General features: G+C 65.3%; 15 protein-coding genes and 1 other RNA gene. 10 read left to right on the forward strand and 6 right to left on the reverse strand.

The annotated features are described in order from the left end of the window. Positions 1–226: 226 nt before the first annotated feature. Both G6032_RS08390 and ssrA read right to left on the reverse strand, forming a co-directional pair. Positions 227–1,375 carry a Fic family protein gene (locus G6032_RS08390; protein ID WP_165281697.1) on the reverse strand — a complete coding sequence of 383 codons (1,149 nt, stop codon included), beginning with the start codon at positions 1,373–1,375 and terminating at the stop codon, positions 227–229. Positions 1,376–1,650: 275 nt separating this feature from the next. Continuing rightward, positions 1,651–2,012: a transfer-messenger RNA gene (ssrA, locus tag G6032_RS08395) on the reverse strand. Between the two features lie 120 nt (positions 2,013–2,132). Here ssrA and G6032_RS08400 point away from each other — a divergent pair. Then, positions 2,133–2,963: a hypothetical protein gene (locus G6032_RS08400; RefSeq protein ID WP_165281698.1), complete on the forward strand. Its 831-nt coding sequence runs from the start codon at positions 2,133–2,135 to the stop codon at positions 2,961–2,963. 50 nt (positions 2,964–3,013) lie between these two features. Here G6032_RS08400 and smpB read toward each other — a convergent pair whose 3' ends face one another. Beyond that, positions 3,014–3,496 (reverse strand): SsrA-binding protein SmpB, encoded by a 483-nt coding sequence (gene smpB, locus G6032_RS08405; RefSeq protein WP_165281699.1) that lies wholly within the window; start codon positions 3,494–3,496, stop codon positions 3,014–3,016. A 117-nt stretch (positions 3,497–3,613) separates the two neighbouring features. Here smpB and G6032_RS08410 point away from each other — a divergent pair, with 117 nt between their 5' ends. Further along, a complete protein-coding gene (locus G6032_RS08410; protein WP_165281700.1) occupies positions 3,614–5,002 on the forward strand; it encodes a sodium-dependent transporter in 1,389 nt (462 codons plus the stop codon). Next, on the forward strand, positions 4,999–5,331 hold the full coding sequence (locus tag G6032_RS08415) for an RnfH family protein (protein ID WP_165281701.1): 333 nt from the start codon (positions 4,999–5,001) through the stop codon (positions 5,329–5,331). The genes G6032_RS08410 and G6032_RS08415 overlap by 4 nt, the downstream gene beginning before the upstream one ends. A gap of 9 nt (positions 5,332–5,340) precedes the next feature. Here the strand turns inward: G6032_RS08415 and G6032_RS08420 are convergent, their stop codons facing one another. Next, positions 5,341–5,709 carry an outer membrane protein assembly factor BamE gene (locus G6032_RS08420; protein WP_165281702.1) on the reverse strand — a complete coding sequence of 123 codons (369 nt, stop codon included), beginning with the start codon at positions 5,707–5,709 and terminating at the stop codon, positions 5,341–5,343. A gap of 82 nt (positions 5,710–5,791) precedes the next feature. Here G6032_RS08420 and fur point away from each other — a divergent pair, with 82 nt between their 5' ends. Continuing rightward, the gene (fur, locus tag G6032_RS08425) at positions 5,792–6,223 is read left to right on the forward strand and encodes a ferric iron uptake transcriptional regulator (RefSeq protein ID WP_165281703.1); all 432 of its coding nucleotides are present in this window, start codon (positions 5,792–5,794) and stop codon (positions 6,221–6,223) included. 44 nt (positions 6,224–6,267) lie between these two features. On the opposite strand, the gene recN is transcribed toward fur, so the two are convergent. Both recN and G6032_RS08435 read right to left on the reverse strand, forming a co-directional pair. Beyond that, positions 6,268–7,944, reverse strand: a complete 1,677-nt coding sequence (gene recN / locus G6032_RS08430) for a DNA repair protein RecN (protein WP_165281704.1) — start codon at positions 7,942–7,944, stop codon at positions 6,268–6,270. A 9-nt stretch (positions 7,945–7,953) separates the two neighbouring features. Beyond that, the gene (locus tag G6032_RS08435; RefSeq protein WP_165281705.1) at positions 7,954–8,862 is read right to left on the reverse strand and encodes an NAD(+) kinase; all 909 of its coding nucleotides are present in this window, start codon (positions 8,860–8,862) and stop codon (positions 7,954–7,956) included. 227 nt (positions 8,863–9,089) lie between these two features. Between G6032_RS08435 and hrcA the strand changes: the two genes are divergently transcribed. The 6 genes from hrcA to carA all read left to right on the forward strand — a co-directional run bounded on the left by hrcA (position 9,090) and on the right by carA (position 16,193). Beyond that, the gene (hrcA, locus tag G6032_RS08440) at positions 9,090–10,148 is read left to right on the forward strand and encodes a heat-inducible transcriptional repressor HrcA (RefSeq protein WP_165281706.1); all 1,059 of its coding nucleotides are present in this window, start codon (positions 9,090–9,092) and stop codon (positions 10,146–10,148) included. A gap of 106 nt (positions 10,149–10,254) precedes the next feature. After that, complete coding sequence (gene grpE, locus G6032_RS08445) at positions 10,255–10,821, forward strand: nucleotide exchange factor GrpE (RefSeq protein WP_240902093.1); 567 nt, start codon at positions 10,255–10,257, stop codon at positions 10,819–10,821. A gap of 97 nt (positions 10,822–10,918) precedes the next feature. Beyond that, positions 10,919–12,847, forward strand: a complete 1,929-nt coding sequence (dnaK, locus tag G6032_RS08450) for a molecular chaperone DnaK (RefSeq protein WP_165281708.1) — start codon at positions 10,919–10,921, stop codon at positions 12,845–12,847. 96 nt (positions 12,848–12,943) lie between these two features. Further along, the gene (gene dnaJ / locus G6032_RS08455) at positions 12,944–14,080 is read left to right on the forward strand and encodes a molecular chaperone DnaJ (protein WP_165281709.1); all 1,137 of its coding nucleotides are present in this window, start codon (positions 12,944–12,946) and stop codon (positions 14,078–14,080) included. Further along, positions 14,077–14,907, forward strand: a complete 831-nt coding sequence (gene dapB / locus G6032_RS08460; protein ID WP_165281710.1) for a 4-hydroxy-tetrahydrodipicolinate reductase — start codon at positions 14,077–14,079, stop codon at positions 14,905–14,907. Before dnaJ ends, dapB begins: the two co-directional genes overlap by 4 nt. Before the next feature lie 149 nt (positions 14,908–15,056). Continuing rightward, on the forward strand, positions 15,057–16,193 hold the full coding sequence (gene carA / locus G6032_RS08465) for a glutamine-hydrolyzing carbamoyl-phosphate synthase small subunit (RefSeq protein WP_165281711.1): 1,137 nt from the start codon (positions 15,057–15,059) through the stop codon (positions 16,191–16,193). Positions 16,194–16,200: the final 7 nt, after the last annotated feature.

Raw genomic sequence — 16,200 nt, forward strand, 5'->3', positions numbered from 1 at the left:
CACACTAGACCATGACTTGAACAAGGCTTCGGGTAGATAGCCCTTATGGGGGGCTTAGGTTAGCACCGGCGTTTGACATTGTGGCGCGTTGTATATCTGGTTTTCGGTGCCATTCCTCGCCCGGTGCAGGTCGAATAGAGTCCGCGTTTGCGCAAACCAGCGCGATCAGCAGCTGCCTTGGAATATTTATGGCGTCTGTCGGAAGGTCACTGGGCGATCGGCGCGATCACTGCGACAGCAACTCGATGTAGGGCTGGTAACTGTAAAGCCGATTCTTCTTCTGGCCGGTCATCTCCGTCACGATGCCCAGGTCTTCAAGTACTTTGACGGCCGCATTGGCGGTCGGAAAGGTGGTGTCCAGCCGCTTGCGCGCCCGCTCGATGGTGAAGCGCGGCATCATCGGCAGCATTTCAAACAGTCGATAGCTGGCAGGTCCCGCCTTCGCCGATTCCAGCAGACGGCGCCGGTCGCTCGCAACCAGAGTTGCGATGGCGATGATGCCGCGTTCGGCTTCACTCGCGGCTGTTGCCACGCCCTCAAGAAAGAACGCGACCCAGGACTCCCAGTCACCCTCGCTGCGGATGATCGACAGGCGGCGGTAATATTCGGCCTGGTGCCGTTTCAGGTAGCCGCTCAGGTACATGAGCGGCTCGGGGAGCAGTCGCCAGTATTCGAGCAGCGATGCGATCAGCAGACGTCCGATGCGGCCATTGCCGTCGAGGAAAGGATGAATCGTCTCGAACTGAGCGTGTGCCAGCGCGATTTTCACGAGAGGCGGGAGCGTGTCGGCGTCATCGTGAATGAATCGCTCCAGGTCGGCCAGCAGATCTGGCACCCGGTCGGCCGGTGGCGGCACGAAGGCGGCGTTGCCCGGACGAGTGCCGCCGATCCAGTTCTGGGAGCGCCGCAGCTCCCCGGGCTGCTTGCCGGCACCGCGTACCCCGTCCATCAGGACACGGTGAGCCTCACGCAGCATGCGCACGCTGATTGGTAAACTATTGGGATCGCGGAGGTTGTCCTGTACCAGCCGAAATGCCCGCAGATAGTTGGTGACCTCCTCAAGGTCTTCCGTGTTGCTGACGGCGAACCCGGCTTCCTCATCGAACAGGTCGGTCAATGTGGCCTGGGTGCCTTCGATTTGCGAGGTCAGCAGTGCCTCCTTGCGGATCGCGCTGTACAGGAGCCAGTCGACGGATGGCACCAGCCCCGATACCCCGGACAGGCGGGCGAGTGTGAGCTCTGCCTGGTGGTTCAGGTCCGCATACACTTCCGGTCCCAGCGCAGGTTCGGCCGGGGGCAGCGGATGCGGCACGAAGGCTTGAACCGATTCACTCTGCGTGGTCGAGAGGGCGTAAGTGCCGGTGACGCGCTTCATGGTAAAGATGTCTTTAGTACAAACTTGACGTATTAAAGCATCCTTTAATTTATTGCGCTACCGCTAAAGCAGCATCCATTGGAAGCTTGGAGACGACCCCTCGCCCAGCCGCACGGCGAGCCTCCCCGTCATCGGTTTTTCGATCACGCACCTCAGCCCCTCCGTCCAAGTTGGAGGCTGACAGAATCCTGACGAAACGGAGCCGAATCCAGCCTTCTGGAGCGTAATCCAAAAAAATAAGCCGCTAATAAAATCAGCGGCTTATGGTAGGTAGATGGTGGAGGCGGCGGGAATCGAACCCGCGTCCGCGAGCCCTCCGCCCGGAGGTCTACATGCTTATTCACGTCTATTGTTTTAACCGATTGCTACCCGACGGACAGGGAAAACAAGCGGCGATCCCTAATGAGATTTAACCGATCGACCTCGGGCAGGTTTCACGGCGATCTTGTGAGTTATGACGCCTGAAATCTGGTGCTCACAAGCACGCGTCCAGTCAGACGGCACCCTACCGGGTTTTAAGCGGCGAGTGCGTAGTTGTCGTCGTTGGCAACTAAAGTTTGCAAAGTGTTTTACGAGGTCCCTGCACCTCGGCATGCACCCCGAGTTTTGCGACACACGTCGAAGCCATGTCGCCCCCGGTCATCAGTACGACCCCAAGTCTACGCCCAAGGTTCCCCTGGCGCCAGCGAGCGGCGCGGTGGCGGGAAACCGGCGCAGGATTTATATTCGCCGCAAAATAAAACAGGGGAGGGGGACGATGCCTTATCCACGCGCTTACCTGGCGCTTCTGGTGCTGGTCCCGATGATCATCCTGGCTTTCTGGCCGGGGTACTTCTCGAGACTGGGAGAAACGCCCTGGACTATTCATGTTCACGGCGTCACCGCGTCCGTCTGGGTCCTTGCGTTGATCGTCCAGAGCTGGGCGATTCATCGTCGGCAGATCGGTCTCCATCGGACCGTCGGGCGCGCGACTTTCGTCCTCGTGCCCGTCTTTATCGCCGGAGGCCTGCTGGTCCTGCAGAGCATGGCGCAGGGGACCTTTGGTGGCACTCGCCCGTTTCTGGTCATGTTCGGCCCCGGGCTGGGCGCACTGGACCTGCTCTCGGTGTTGTTTTTTTCGGGTTTCTTCTATGCGGCCCTGCGCCACCGCCGCAATGTCCAGCTGCATGCCCGCTACATGCTGGCCACGATCTTGCTCCTGGTGACGCCGATCAGTTCACGGCTGCTGAACGGTTTTGTGCCGGGACTCAGGATCCAGGGGCCCGAGGACATGCACCTGTTCACCTTGGGGGTCCACCTGGGTAACGCGATGGCACTGGCCGTTGCGTTGGGCCTGTATTTCGGGGCGCGTCGCCACGGCCGGCCTTTCCTGCTGGCGGCGGTTTTTCTGGTCGCCTCGAGCATCTGCTTCCAGTGGGCGGCGGCCGCCGGCCCGTGGCTCGTGTTTTTCCGGGCCCTCGGCGAGATGCCCACCGCCGCGCTGCTCGCGGTGGGCCTTGGACTGGGCGCGCTCGTGGTTTACCTCGGATGGCGCGGCCCACCCAAGGGCGTCGGCAAGCCGCTCGCAGGACCGGTGCCCGGATCCTGATTTTTCAGTTACAAAAGGCCTGAAGTAATCATTCCAACTAATTGTAAATATTACCTTTTAAGGATCCTTGCCTTCTGCCGCTCCCAGTCCCGATCCCGTTCGGTGGCCCGCTTGTCATGCTGCTTCTTGCCCTTGGCCAGGCCGATCTCGAGCTTGGCGCGGCCCTGCTTCCAGTACAGCGCCAGCGGCACCATGGTGTAGCCGGCGCGCTCCACCGAGCCGATCAGCCGGTCGATCTCGCGCCGCTGCAGCAGCAGCTTGCGGCTGCGGCCTGCGTCGGGATGCACGTGGGTAGAGGCGGAGTTCAGCGGCGTGATATTGGCGCCTACCAGCCAGATTTCTCCCCCGCGGACCACGACATAGGCTTCGGCGATCTGCGCGCGGCCGACACGCAGGCTCTTGACTTCCCAGCCCTCGAGAACCAGCCCGGCTTCGAGCTTTTCCTCGATAAAATAGTCGTGCCGCGCCTTCTTGTTAAGTGCGATCGTCGATCCCCCGGTGCCGGAGGCGGCCTTTTTCTTCGCGGTGCTCATCATGTTTTCCGGGGTCTGTGATCGCGGTTCGAAAGGGCGCGAGCGGCGTGGTTGTTGCCGCAAGGCCGGATTTAATCCAAAATCGCCGGCCTTTGACAGCGCAGGGTCCCACCCGGCATGGCCAAGCGTACATCGCTGCACGGCCTCTGGTCGTCTCGACTGGCCTTCATTCTCGCCGTAAGCGGTTCCGCGGTCGGTCTCGGGAACATATGGAAGTTTCCCTACGTCGCGGGCGCGAATGGCGGTGGCGCTTTCGTCCTTTTCTATCTGCTGTGCGTGGCCCTGATCGGCCTGCCCATTATGATGGCAGAAATCCTCATCGGCCGGCGCGGGCGCCGCAATCCGGTGGCGACGATGCGCATCGTCGGCGAGGAAGAGGGCAGCCGGCCGAGCTGGGCGCTGGTCGGGGTCATGGGCGTGATCGCCGGCATCATCATCCTCTCTTTTTATAGCGTCATCGCGGGCTGGTCATTGTCGTATGTCGGCCACGCCGCCCTGAACCGCTTCTCCGGTGCCGGGGCGGAGGAGGTCAACGCGCTGTTCGGGGGGCTGCTGGCCGACTGGCGGGTACTGGCGTTCTGGCACACCGCGTTCATGATCCTGACGATTTTCGTGGTCGCCCGGGGTGTCGAACGCGGGCTGGAACGCGCCGTGCGCTTCCTGATGCCTTCGCTGGCCGTCCTGATGGTCGCCTTGCTGGGCTACGCGATGATCAACGGCGATTTCCGGGGCGGCGTCAATTTCCTGCTGGAAGCTGATTTTTCCAAGCTGACGGGGGACGCCATGCTCGCGGCCCTGGGACAGGCGTTCTTCAGCCTCAGCATAGGCATGGGCGCGATCATGGCGTATGGCGCCTACCTGCCGGAGGGCACCTCGATCACCAACACGTCGATCTCGGTGGTGCTCGCGGATACGGGTATGGCGTTGCTCGCCGGCCTGGCGATCTTCCCCATCGTTTTTGCGCACGGTCTCGATCCGGGCGCCGGGCCGGGCCTCATTTTCCAGACCCTGCCGCTGGCGTTCGGCAACATGGCGGGCGGGCACGTGTTCGGCCTGCTCTTCTTTATCCTGCTCACCTTTGCGGCGTGGACCTCGTCCATCGGCCTCATCGAGCCGGCGGTGGCCTGGGCGGTGGAGACACGGGGCCGGAGTCGTCCGGCCTCGGCGATCGCCATCGGCGTCGTGATCTGGCTCCTGGGGTTCCTGACAATCCTGTCCTTCAACGAACTGGCGGATTTCAGGGTGCTGGGCCGCACCTTGTTCGAGAACCTCGATCACCTCTCCAGCAATATCCTGTTGCCGCTCGGCGGCCTGTTCATCACCATCTTCGCCGGCTGGGTGATGGCCAAGACATCGACATCGGACGAACTGGACATCGGCACCGGCGGATTGTTCAGCCTCTGGCGTTTCCTGGCGCGCTGGGTGGCGCCCGTCGCCGTGCTGTTGGTGTTTCTGCACGCCACCGGGTTGCTGGGATGGTTCGGGCTGGCGGGGTCCGCGGGATGACCGGCCCGGACGAGACCATCGAGGTCGAAGTGGCTTACGCCCGGCCCGAGCGACAGTTGATCCTGGCGGTCGAGGTGCCGCGGGGGACCAGTGCCGCGGAGGCAGTGCGGCTGTCGGGCATCGAGGAGAAGTTTCCCGAGATCGACCTCGGCTCGCAGCGGCTGGGCATCTTCGGCAAGTTGTGCAAGGCGGACAGGGAGCTCAATCCCGGCGACCGGGTCGAAATTTACCGGCCCTTGCTTGCCGATCCACGGGCTGCGCGGCGCGAGCTGGCGGCGGCCGGCAAGAGCATGGGCAAGGGTGGTCGCGACGAACCTGCAGAGCGCTAGCGGCTGCGCTCAGGCGTCGTAGAAGGGTTCCGGCTTCTCCGCGAGTTCGTCCTCGCGCTCGATCCGGCTCACCCGGCCATCCTCGAACCAGACCGTCAGGCGGCTGCTGATTTCCTCGCGGCTGCGGCCCACCTTGAAATAGAACACGTAGTCCCAGCGCGCGCTGTTGAACGGATCCGCCACCATCGGTGTGCCGATCAGGAAGCGAACCTGGCTCTGGGTCATGCCCACTTCCAGCTGGTCCACATCCTTCGCTTCGAGGTAGTTACCCTGCTGGATATTCATCCGGTAGGGACGCAGCGAGAAATCCTTGACGGCTGCGCAACCGGTCAGCAGTACGATGACGGTGAGCACGAAAAGGCGGCTTGGCTGGAGCATGGGAACCCGAACAGTTGGAGTGGACAGCGAGCGTAGGCGATAATAACAGAAGACCGGTCAACGCTCGCCTCGGGAGGCGCTCATGGAATCCAAGGAACTCAGGAAAGTCGGGCTGAAAGTCACGTTGCCACGGCTGAAGATTCTCGAGATTCTCGAGGCTAACCCCCAGCGGCACATGAGTGCCGAGGATGTCTACAAGCACTTGCTGGATTCGGATGCGGAGATCGGCCTTGCGACGGTTTATCGCGTCCTCACGCAGTTCGAGGCTGCCGGCCTGGTGCGACGACACAATTTCGAGGGCGGCAGCGCCGTCTTCGAGATGGACGACGGCGCACACCACGACCATATCATCTGCCAGCAGTGCGGCTACGTGGAGGAGTTCGTGGATCAGGTGATCGAGGCGCGCCAGGACGTGGCGGCCGCCGCCCACGGTTTCACCGTGGCCGACCATTCGCTGGTGATCTACGGCAACTGCACGCGCAAGAACTGTCCGAATCTCAACGACACCGACTGACCTTGAGCCGAGGAGCGGCGGGACGCTCAGTCGCGACCGGCTCCTCAGTCACGGCTGGCCCGCTTACGCATTTCCCGGGCGTGAGCGCGCGTCGTGCCGGTGATCTCGACCCCGCCCAGCATGCGCGCGAGCTCTTCCACCTTTTCTTTTTCCGTCAATGGTTTGAGGTTCGTTCTGGTGGTCTCCCCATCAGTCAACTTGGCCACCCTGAGGTGGTGATCCGCCTGGCTCGCGACCTGCGGGAGATGCGTAACGCACAGTACCTGGGCGCGTGTACCAAGCTCGGCAAGCCGGCGGCCGACGATTTCCGCCACGCCACCGCCGATGCCTGCATCGACCTCGTCGAACACCATCACGGGCGTCGGCTGGGCGCTCCTGGCCGCCACCTGGATCGCGAGGCTGATGCGTGACAGCTCGCCGCCGGAGGCCACCCGCGCGACGGGCGCGGGTGGCTGGCCGGGGTTGGCGCTCACCAGGAACTCGATGTTGTCGAGGCCGTGCGCCGCGCACGGGCCTTCGGCGTCGTGTTCGACGGCCACGACGAATCGCCCCCCGGGCATCCCCAGCTGGTGCATCAGCGCCGTGACCTGGGTGGAGAGCGTCTCTGCGACTTCGGCTCGCGCCGCGCCGAGTTTCGCGGCGGCCTGCCGGTAGCTTGCCTCGGCCGCTGCCAGCCGTTCCGCCGAGCGTCCCAGGCGGACCTCGGCCTCCTCCAGGGTTTCGATCTCGGCGGCCAGGTCAGACTGGCGGCCGGACAGCTCGTCGGGTGCGACCTGGTGCTTGTGGGCCAGCGCCTTGATGCCTTCGAGCCGCGCCTGGACGACATCGAGCCGTGCCGGGTCCATTTCGATTCCGCCAAGGTAGCGACGCAGTTCCGTGGCGGCCTCGGCCAGCTGGATCTCGGCTTCGGCGAGAAGGCGCTGCGGACCCGCCAGGCGGGCATCGAAATCGGCCAGTTCCGCCAGTGATTCCGCTGCGCGCGCGACCGCGTCGTGGGCGGCCCCCGCATCTGCCTCGTAGACCAGTTCGAGCGCGGCTCCGGCACCTTCGGCCAGCCTGCCGGCATTGGCGAGCCGCGAGAACTCTGCCTCCAGCTCGCCAGCTTCACCCGCCACCGGGGCGAACGCCTCCAGCTCCCGGAACTGGTAACGCAGCAGGTCGAGGCGTTGTTCCCGTTCCCGGCCGGCGCCTTCCAGCTGGCGGCGTTCGGCCAGCGCCTCGCGCCAGTCCTGCCACGCTGCTTCCAGTTGTCCCAGTGGTTCCTTATCCGTGAGCCGGGCATCGAGGAGCTCACGCTGCGCGGCCGGCTGCGCCAGCGACTGGTGCTCGTGCTGGCCATGGATCTCGACCAGCCGTTCACCGAGTTCGCGCAGCGTCTGCAGGGTCGTCGGACTGCCGTTGATCCAGGCGCGGGACCGCCCCTCCGCGCCGATCACGCGGCGCAGGACGCATTCGTCGTCCGCGTCGAGTTCGTGCTCAGCCAGCCAGGCGGCGGCCCCGGGCAAATCACCGAGCTCGAAGCTCGCCGTGATCTCGGCCCGCTCGGCACCATGGCGCACGGCGCTCGCATCTGCACGATCACCGAGGACCAGTCCCAGCGCATCGACCAGGATCGACTTGCCCGCGCCGGTTTCACCGGTCAAAACGGTCATTCCCGCCCCGAGCTCGAGGGATACGGCGTCGATGATCGCGAAGTCGCGGACCGAGATGGCAGACAACATGAGCGGCGTTCAGCCTTCGCCGACGCCGTCGTAACGGCTCTGGCTGCCGCGTCCCCAGTGGAGCTTGGAGCGCAGCAGGCGAAAGTAATCGTACCCGCGCGGGTGGATGAGCACCACGCGTTCCTCGGCCGCCCGCACCAGCAGGCGTTGTCCGGCCGTCAGTTCGCCGAGCGGCTGGCCGTCGCAGGAGACTTCGGCGCGCGTGTCGGGGCGCTCCAGTACGCGGACCTCGATGCGTGCATCGTTGCGGATCACGATGGGGCGGTCCGAGAGGGTATGCGGGCAGATCGGCACGAGCGTGATGGCTTCGAGCGAGGGGTGGATGATCGGGCCGCCGCCGGACAGCGCATACGCGGTGGAGCCGGTCGGTGTGGCGATGACGAGCCCGTCACCGCCGTGGGTGTTGACGTAGACGCCGTCGATCCAGTTTTCGAAATCCAGCATGCGTCCCGTGTCGCGTTTCTGCAGCACGACGTCGTTGAGCGCCAGGGCGCGTCGCGGGGTGTCCTCACCGTTGGCGACGACGGCCTCGAGCATCAGGCGGTGTTCCTCCTCGAAGTCCCCGCCGAGCACCTCGTCCAACCGGCGCAGCATCTCGCCCGGCGTGATATCGGCGAGAAACCCCAGTCGGCCGCGGTTGATGCCGAGCAGCGGCACGTCTTTGCCTGCCACCAGCCGGGAGGCGTAGAGCATGGTGCCGTCGCCCCCGATGGCGACGACGAGTTCGGCCACGTCGGACCACTCGCCCTCGGGCAGGGGCTCGGTGTCGCCGGCAGGAAAATCCGGATGCACTGCCGGATCGAGCAATACCCTGGTGCCTTTCGCGGCAAGGTGCCGCGCAAGTATCAGCATCGAGTCTCCGACGCGCGGGTCCCGGTGTTTTCCTGTCAGTGCGATCGTCTGGAATCGTCGACTCATGCAGTGTCCATGTCCGTCACGGGGCCGCGTTCTTGTAGCACGAAGCCGCAAGGCGGGCCAGCGCCCGAATCGCGCGGGGGCGCGCAGATATCATCTTCAAGTCGCCCGGAGGGACTGTCGCGATGGCGCCACGGCACTTTGCCTTGACACTGCGGAATCGCGGTTGCTAGCTTGGCGAGTCATCTGCGCCGCGGCGCAAGGCCCGTGCTTGCGGCGCCGGAGAAACCATGTCCAATCGATCGGTTGAGGCGGAACTGTCGGATCGTGCCCGGCACCTGCTCAAGGTGCTGGTGGAGCGCTATATCCGCGACGGCCAGCCGGTCGGCTCGCGGACCCTGTCGAAGGACTCCGGTCTCGACCTGTCGCCCGCCACGATCCGCAACGTGATGGCGGACCTGGAGGAAATGGGTCTTGTCGTGGCGCCGCACACCTCCGCCGGACGCGTGCCGACCCCGAAAGGAATCCGGCTGTTCGTCGATGCGCTGTTGAAGGTGCAGCCGCTGTCCGATGCCGCAATTCGCCGTCTCCAGGCGGAGATGGACGCGGTACGCACGGGTGACGGTGACATGGTGGGTTCGGCCTCGTCGTTGCTCTCGGCCCTCACACGGATGGCCGGCGTGGTGACGGTACCGCGCCGCAGCCACTCCTCGTTGCGCCAGATCGAGTTCCTGCCGCTGTCGGATCGCCGGGTGCTCGCCATCCTGGTCATCGACGAGAAAGAGGTGCAGAACCGCATCATTCACATGGACCGGGACTACAGCAGCGACGAGTTGCGCGAGGCGGCGAATTATCTCAATGAGCAGTTTGCCGGCCAGTCGCTGACCAGCGTCCGGGAGAAACTGCTTGCCGAGCTCGCCGATACCCGCGAAACCATGAACAGCATGATGGTCGGTGCGATCAGCATGGCGCGCCAGGCTTTCGAGACGGTCAAGGATCCCGCCCAGGGCTTCGTGCTGGCCGGCGAGACCAACCTGATGCAGTTCGCGGAACTGTCGAACGTCGAGCGGCTCCGCAGCCTGTTCGAGGCCTTCGCCAAGCAGCGCGACATCCTGCATCTGCTGGACCAGTGCCTGGCGGCGGAAAGCCTGCAGATTTTCATCGGCGAGGAATCCGGCTACCGCATCCTGGAATCGGTCAGCGTGGTCGCCAGCCCGTACTCGGTAGGCGACGAGGTCGTGGGCGTGCTCGGGGTGATCGGACCGACCCGCATGGCGTATGACCGGATCATCCCGATCGTCGACATCACGGCGCGGCTGCTGGGGTCGGCCTTGAATTCCCGGGACTAGGCCCCAGATAAGGCGCAGGACGCCAACAGGCACACTGAAGACAACTGGACACACTTGCGGCGGTCGCGCGGCGGCTGGCGCTTTTCCGAGCATGGAGAACAGGTCAATGGGCGAGACGGACAGGGATACGGCGGCGGCCGGCCCGGGCGCGGCGGCCGAGGGCGCTGAGGGGTCGGAACAGCGACAGGCCGGCGAGCCTGACCTGAGCATCGAGGCACGCCTCGAGCGGGCCGAAAACGCGGCCGCGGATTTCCGTGAGCAGTTCCTGCGCACCGCCGCCGAACTGGAAAACGTCCGACGTCGCGCGGCGCGGGACGTCGAAAGCGCCCGGCGATACGGCGTCGAGCGCTTCGCCCGGGAAATGCTGGCCGTCGTGGACAGTCTCGAGATCGGGCTCGAGTCCGCGCGCGGCGCGGGGGAGAGCGGTGCCGTGGCCGAGGGCATGGATGCCACGTTGCGGCTGCTGGTTTCGGCGCTGGAGAAATTCGACGTGACCCCGATCGAGGCACTCGGCGCGCCCTTCGACCCGGATGCACACGAGGCGATCATGACCCAGCCCTCGTCGGAGGCCGAGCCGGATACGGTCATCGGCGTGATCCAGCAGGGTTTCCGGATCCACGACCGGCTGTTGCGCCCGGCGCGGGTGATCGTGGCGCGCGCGCCCGACGCCTGATGCACCGCGGGCCCTTGAAAGTGCGGATCGGGCCCCCATGTTCAGACCCAGCGGGCCGAAAGGCGAAACGCAAGAATTCAAACTGGAGACGATTGAAATGGGCAAGGTGATCGGAATTGACCTCGGGACCACTAATTCCTGCGTGGCCATCATGGAGGGGAAGACCCCGAAAGTCATCGAGAACAGCGAAGGCGATCGCACCACGCCGTCGACGGTGGCCTTCACCAAGGACGGCGAGGTGCTGGTGGGCCAGCCCGCCAAGCGCCAGGCCGTCACCAACCCCCAGAACACGCTGTTCGCGGTCAAGCGCCTGATCGGGCGCCGTTACGACGACCCGGTGGTCGCCAAGGACCGCGACATGGTGTCTTACAAGATCGTGGAAGCGGATAACGGCGACGCCTGGGTCGAAGCCGCCGGCAAGCGCATGGCGCCGCCGGAGATCTCTGCCCGCGTCTTGATGAAGATGAAGAAGACCGCGGAGGATTACCTCGGCGAGCCCGTCACCGAGGCCGTGATCACTGTGCCGGCTTATTTCAACGACTCCCAGCGCCAGGCCACCAAGGACGCGGGCAAGATCGCCGGCCTGGAAGTCAAGCGCATCATCAACGAGCCGACGGCGGCGGCGCTGGCCTACGGCCTGGACAAGCAGCGCGGCGACCGCAAGGTCGCGGTCTATGACCTCGGCGGCGGCACCTTCGATATCTCGATCATCGAGATCGCCGAAGTCGATGGCGAGCACCAGTTCGAAGTGCTCGCCACCAACGGCGATACCTTCCTCGGCGGCGAGGACTTCGACCTCAAGGTCATCCAGTACCTCGCCGACAGCTTCGAGAAGGACAGCGGCATCGACATCCGCAAGGATGCGCTCGCCATGCAGCGCCTCAAGGAAGCGGCCGAGAAGGCCAAGATCGAGCTGTCTTCCTCGCAGCAGACCGAGGTAAACCTGCCCTACATCACGGCCGACGCCAGCGGCCCGAAGCATCTCAACATCAAGCTGACCCGCGCGAAACTCGAGTCGCTGGTGGAAGACCTGGTGCGCCGGACCATCGAGCCGTGCAAGATCGCGCTGAAGGATGCGGGTCTCAAGGTCGGTGATATCGAGGACGTGATCCTCGTCGGCGGCCAGAGCCGCATGCCGAAGGTGCAGGAAGCGGTCAAGGACTTCTTCGGCAAGGAGCCGAAGCGGGACGTGAACCCGGACGAGGCCGTGGCCATCGGCGCCGCGATCCAGGCGGGCGTGCTCTCGGGCGAAGTGAAGGACGTGCTGCTGCTCGACGTGACCCCGCTGTCGCTGGGGATCGAGACCCTCGGCGGCGTCATGACGAAGCTCATCGACAAGAACACCACGATCCCGACCAAGGCTAACCAGGTGTTCTCGACCGCGGACGACAACCAGACGGCGGTGACGATTCACGTCCTGCAGGGCGAGCGCGAGCGCGCCGTGGACAACAAGTCGCTCGGACGCTTCGACCTCACCGACCTGCCGGTGGCGCCGCGTGGCGTGCCGCAGATCGAGGTCACATTCGACATCGACGCCAACGGTATCCTGAACGTGTCGGCTAAAGACAAGGCGACCGGCAAGGAACAGAAGATCGTCATCAAGGCCTCCAGCGGCCTGACCGAGGACGAGATCAACCAGATGGTTTCGGACGCCGAGGCCCATGCCGCGGAGGACAAGAAGTTCCGCGAGCTGGTCGATGCCCGCAACCAGGCCGAGGCGCTGATTCACTCGAGCGAGAAATCGCTGGAGGACCTGGGCGAGAAGGTGCAGCCCGAGGAGCGCGCCAATATCGAGTCGGCAATCTCCGATCTCAAGGATGCGGTGAAATCCGACGACAAGGCGCGTATCGATGCGAAATCGCGTGCGCTCGGCGAGGCGTCGGCCACCGTCATGCAGCGCGTCTACGCCGAGGAGGCCAAGGCGGGCGCCGGCGCCGAAGGTGGCGAGCAGGGCGGCGCCGAGCAGGCCAGGGACGAGGATGTCGTCGATGCCGAGTTCGAGGAAGTCAAGGAAGACAACAAGTAAGTCTCCGTGCAGGAGGCTCATGTTCGATAAACGGGGACACGCCTTGCCCGGCAGCTGATGCCGGGGACGTGTCCCCATGCAAATTCGGAGCGCCGCATGGCGAAGCGCGATTACTACGAGGCTCTCGGGCTGCCTCGGAATGCCACCGAGGCTGAACTGAAGACAGCCTATCGGCGGCTTGCCATGAAATTTCACCCGGATCGCAACCCCGGCGATGCCCAGGCCGAAGCGTCGTTCAAGGAAATCAAGGAAGCCTGGGAGGTCCTCAAAGACCCCCGCAAACGGGCGGCCTACGACCAGTTCGGCCATGCCGGGCTCGGGGGCGAGGGACCGGGGGGCGGGGGCTTCGCCGGCGGCGAAGCGTTCAGCGATATTTTCGGTGAGGTCTTCGGCGATATTTTCGGCTCCGGCCGACGCAGCCGGTCCCGTGTCTATCGCGGCGCAGACCTGCGTTACGAAGTCGAACTCGAGCTCGAACAGGCCGCCTTCGGTGACACCGTCACGATCAGCCTCCCGCTGGCGGTGGAATGCACCGTGTGCCATGGCAGCGGGGCCAAGGCGGGCTCCAGTGCGGTGCCGTGCCGGACCTGCGGCGGCCGTGGGGCGGTGCGCATGCAGCAGGGGTTCTTCGCAGTCGAGCAGACCTGCCGGGCTTGTCACGGCCAGGGCACGGTCATCGAGGATCCATGCGAGGCGTGCCACGGCGAAGGCCGGGTCCGGGATACCAAGACGCTCGCGGTGAAGATTCCTGCCGGCGTGGACAGCGGCGATCGCATCCGGCTGGGCGGCGAGGGCGAGGCGGGACCCAATGGCGGTCCCCCGGGCGATCTCTACGTGGAGATCGTGGTCAAGCCGCACACCATATTCGAGCGCCAGGGCGCCGACCTCGCCTGCGAGATTCCCGTGAGTTTCGCCTCGGCCGCGCTCGGCGGCGAGGTCGAAGTGCCGGTGCTGGGCGAAAAGACCCGCGAGCAGCTGAAGATTCCCGAGGGCACCCAGAGCGGCAAGGTGTTCCGTCTCCGAGGCAAGGGCATTCGCCCGGTACGTGGTGGTCCCCAGGGTGACCTGATGGTGCACGTCGTGGTGGAAACGCCCGTCGGCCTGAACAAGCGCCAGAAGGAACTGCTGCGCGAGTTCGAGAGCAACCTGCGGGACAGCAAGCGCAGTCACAGCCCGAGAGAACAGGGCTGGATGGACAAGGCACGCGGCTTTTTCGACAGGTTGAGCTCGTGAGTTCCTCGATCCCCGTCGCCGTCCTCGGCGCCCCCGGGCGCATGGGGCAGACGCTGTTGCGCTGCCTGCCGGAGTTTCCGGGGCTTGTGCTGAAGGGCGCCCTGAGTGCCCCCGGGGACGGCCTGCAGGGACGCGACGCGGGTGAAGTGGCGGGACTTCCGGAACTGGGCGTGGCGCTCGACGAGCGGATCGACAGCGCGCTGACGGGGGTTCGGGTGGCCATCGATTTCACCCTGGGCGAAGCCGTCCCGGGCAACGCGGACGCCTGTCGCCGGGCCGGGGTCGGGCTGGTGTGCGGCGTCACGGGGCTCGATGCCGCGGCTCACGAAGCGCTGCACGCGGCCGCCCGGCAGGTGCCGGTCTTGTGGGCCCCGAACATGAGCGCAGGCGTCGCCGTACTGGAACGTATTGCCGCGCTCGCGGCGGCGGCGCTGGGGGATTTCGATGCAGCCGTGCAGGACGTGCATCATGCCGCAAAGCGCGACGCGCCCTCGGGCACGGCATTGGCATTGGGTCGCGCGGTCGCCCTTGCGCGCGGCCTGGACGCCGCGGCGGCGCAGCCGGATGCCGAGCCGGGTACGGAACTCCAAGCGCCGGCCCTGCGGTACGGCGCCTTGCGCGTGGGCGACGTGGTGGGGGAACACACCGTGCTGCTGGCGGGTCCCGGTGAACGCCTGGCCTTGTCGCATATCGCCACGGACAGGGCGATATTCGCCCGCGGCGCTTTGCGCGCCGCAGCCTGGCTGGCCGATCGACCCGCCGGAATGTACACGCTCGGCGAGGTTCTCGGGCTCGGACGCGTGGACACTCTGGCAGGCGGTCAGTAAACTATCGAATTCAGGCGTGGGCCTGATCTAATCGGACGGGAATTTCGCCCCTGCAGCCAGCAGGGACGGGCGTTTCACCGAGTAAAGAGCGGGACGGGACCAGCGCGGGCCCTTCCCGCTTTTAGCATGCGCGAGAGAAAATCCGGGAGATGGATGTGACGGAGCCGGCAGTCCTGGGACTTGAAGACGGCACGGTGTTTCGCGGCCTTTCGGTCGGTGCCGCGGGAGAAACTGTCGGCGAGGTCGTCTTCAATACGGCGATGTCGGGTTACCAGGAGATCCTCACGGATCCTTCTTACGCACAGCAGATCGTCACGCTGACCTATCCCCATATCGGCAACACCGGCGCCAACCCCGAAGACTGCGAGTCGGACCGGGTCCATGCGGCCGGGCTCGTGATGCGCGACATGCCCCCTCGGTCGAGCAACTACCGGGCGACCGAAACGCTGCCGGAGTACCTGCGCCGGGAAGGCCTGGTGGCGATTTCCGACATCGATACGCGCGAGTTGACCCGCCTCATCCGCGAGAAGGGCGCCCAGTCGGGATGCATTCTCGCGGGCAGTGATGACGGCGCGGCTGCGGTCGCGAAAGCCCGCGAGTTCCCTGGCCTGAAAGGGATGGATCTCGCCCGGGTGGTGTCCAGCCGGAAACCCTATGAATGGACCGAAGGCGCATGGCGCCACGCCCAGGAGCCCCGGGAGCCGGTCGCAACGGCCTATCGCGTGGTGGCCTGGGACTACGGCATCAAGAGAAACATCCTCCGCCTGCTGGTCGATGCCGGCTGCGCGGTGACGGTCGTACCGGCGCTGACGCCGGCCGCCGACGTGCTGGCAATGAAGCCGGACGGGGTATTCCTGTCGAACGGGCCGGGCGATCCGGAACCCTGCGTTTACGCGATCGAGGCCACGCGGGCCTGCATGGCGGCGGGTGTGCCGGTGTTCGGCATCTGCCTCGGCCACCAGATCCTGGGACTGGCCGGCGGCGCGCGGACCCTGAAGATGAAATTCGGTCACCACGGCGCCAACCATCCGGTACAGGACCTCGACACGGGCCAGGTGCTGATCACCAGCCAGAACCACGGCTTCGCCGTCGATGAGCAGACCTTGCCGGCGAACATGCGTGCCACGCACCGCTCGCTGTTCGATGGGACCCTGCAGGGCATCGAGCGTACGGACTGCCCCGCCTTTTCTTTCCAGGGCCACCCCGAGGCAAGCCCGGGACCGCATGACCTGCGGCCCTTGTTCGGCCGCTTCACGGCCATGATGGCGACGGCGAAACAGCAATGACTCACCA

Origin of the sequence: Wenzhouxiangella sp. XN24 (assembly GCF_011064545.1) — a bacterium.
Classification (GTDB): Bacteria; Pseudomonadota; Gammaproteobacteria; order Steroidobacterales; family XN24; genus XN24.

Bases quoted from the DNA above. Each gene is read 5' to 3' on its own strand.
- G6032_RS08390 (WP_165281697.1), bottom strand. From the start codon at position 1,375: ATGAAGCGCGTCACCGGCACTTACGCCCTCTCGACCACGCAGAGTGAA.
- G6032_RS08400 (WP_165281698.1), top strand. From the start codon at position 2,133: ATGCCTTATCCACGCGCTTACCTGGCGCTTCTGGTGCTGGTCCCGATG.
- smpB (WP_165281699.1), bottom strand. From the start codon at position 3,496: ATGAGCACCGCGAAGAAAAAGGCCGCCTCCGGCACCGGGGGATCGACG.
- G6032_RS08410 (WP_165281700.1), top strand. From the start codon at position 3,614: ATGGCCAAGCGTACATCGCTGCACGGCCTCTGGTCGTCTCGACTGGCC.
- G6032_RS08415 (WP_165281701.1), top strand. From the start codon at position 4,999: ATGACCGGCCCGGACGAGACCATCGAGGTCGAAGTGGCTTACGCCCGG.
- G6032_RS08420 (WP_165281702.1), bottom strand. From the start codon at position 5,709: ATGCTCCAGCCAAGCCGCCTTTTCGTGCTCACCGTCATCGTACTGCTG.
- fur (WP_165281703.1), top strand. From the start codon at position 5,792: ATGGAATCCAAGGAACTCAGGAAAGTCGGGCTGAAAGTCACGTTGCCA.
- recN (WP_165281704.1), bottom strand. From the start codon at position 7,944: ATGTTGTCTGCCATCTCGGTCCGCGACTTCGCGATCATCGACGCCGTA.
- G6032_RS08435 (WP_165281705.1), bottom strand. From the start codon at position 8,862: ATGAGTCGACGATTCCAGACGATCGCACTGACAGGAAAACACCGGGAC.
- hrcA (WP_165281706.1), top strand. From the start codon at position 9,090: ATGTCCAATCGATCGGTTGAGGCGGAACTGTCGGATCGTGCCCGGCAC.
- grpE (WP_240902093.1), top strand. From the start codon at position 10,255: ATGGGCGAGACGGACAGGGATACGGCGGCGGCCGGCCCGGGCGCGGCG.
- dnaK (WP_165281708.1), top strand. From the start codon at position 10,919: ATGGGCAAGGTGATCGGAATTGACCTCGGGACCACTAATTCCTGCGTG.
- dnaJ (WP_165281709.1), top strand. From the start codon at position 12,944: ATGGCGAAGCGCGATTACTACGAGGCTCTCGGGCTGCCTCGGAATGCC.
- carA (WP_165281711.1), top strand. From the start codon at position 15,057: ATGGATGTGACGGAGCCGGCAGTCCTGGGACTTGAAGACGGCACGGTG.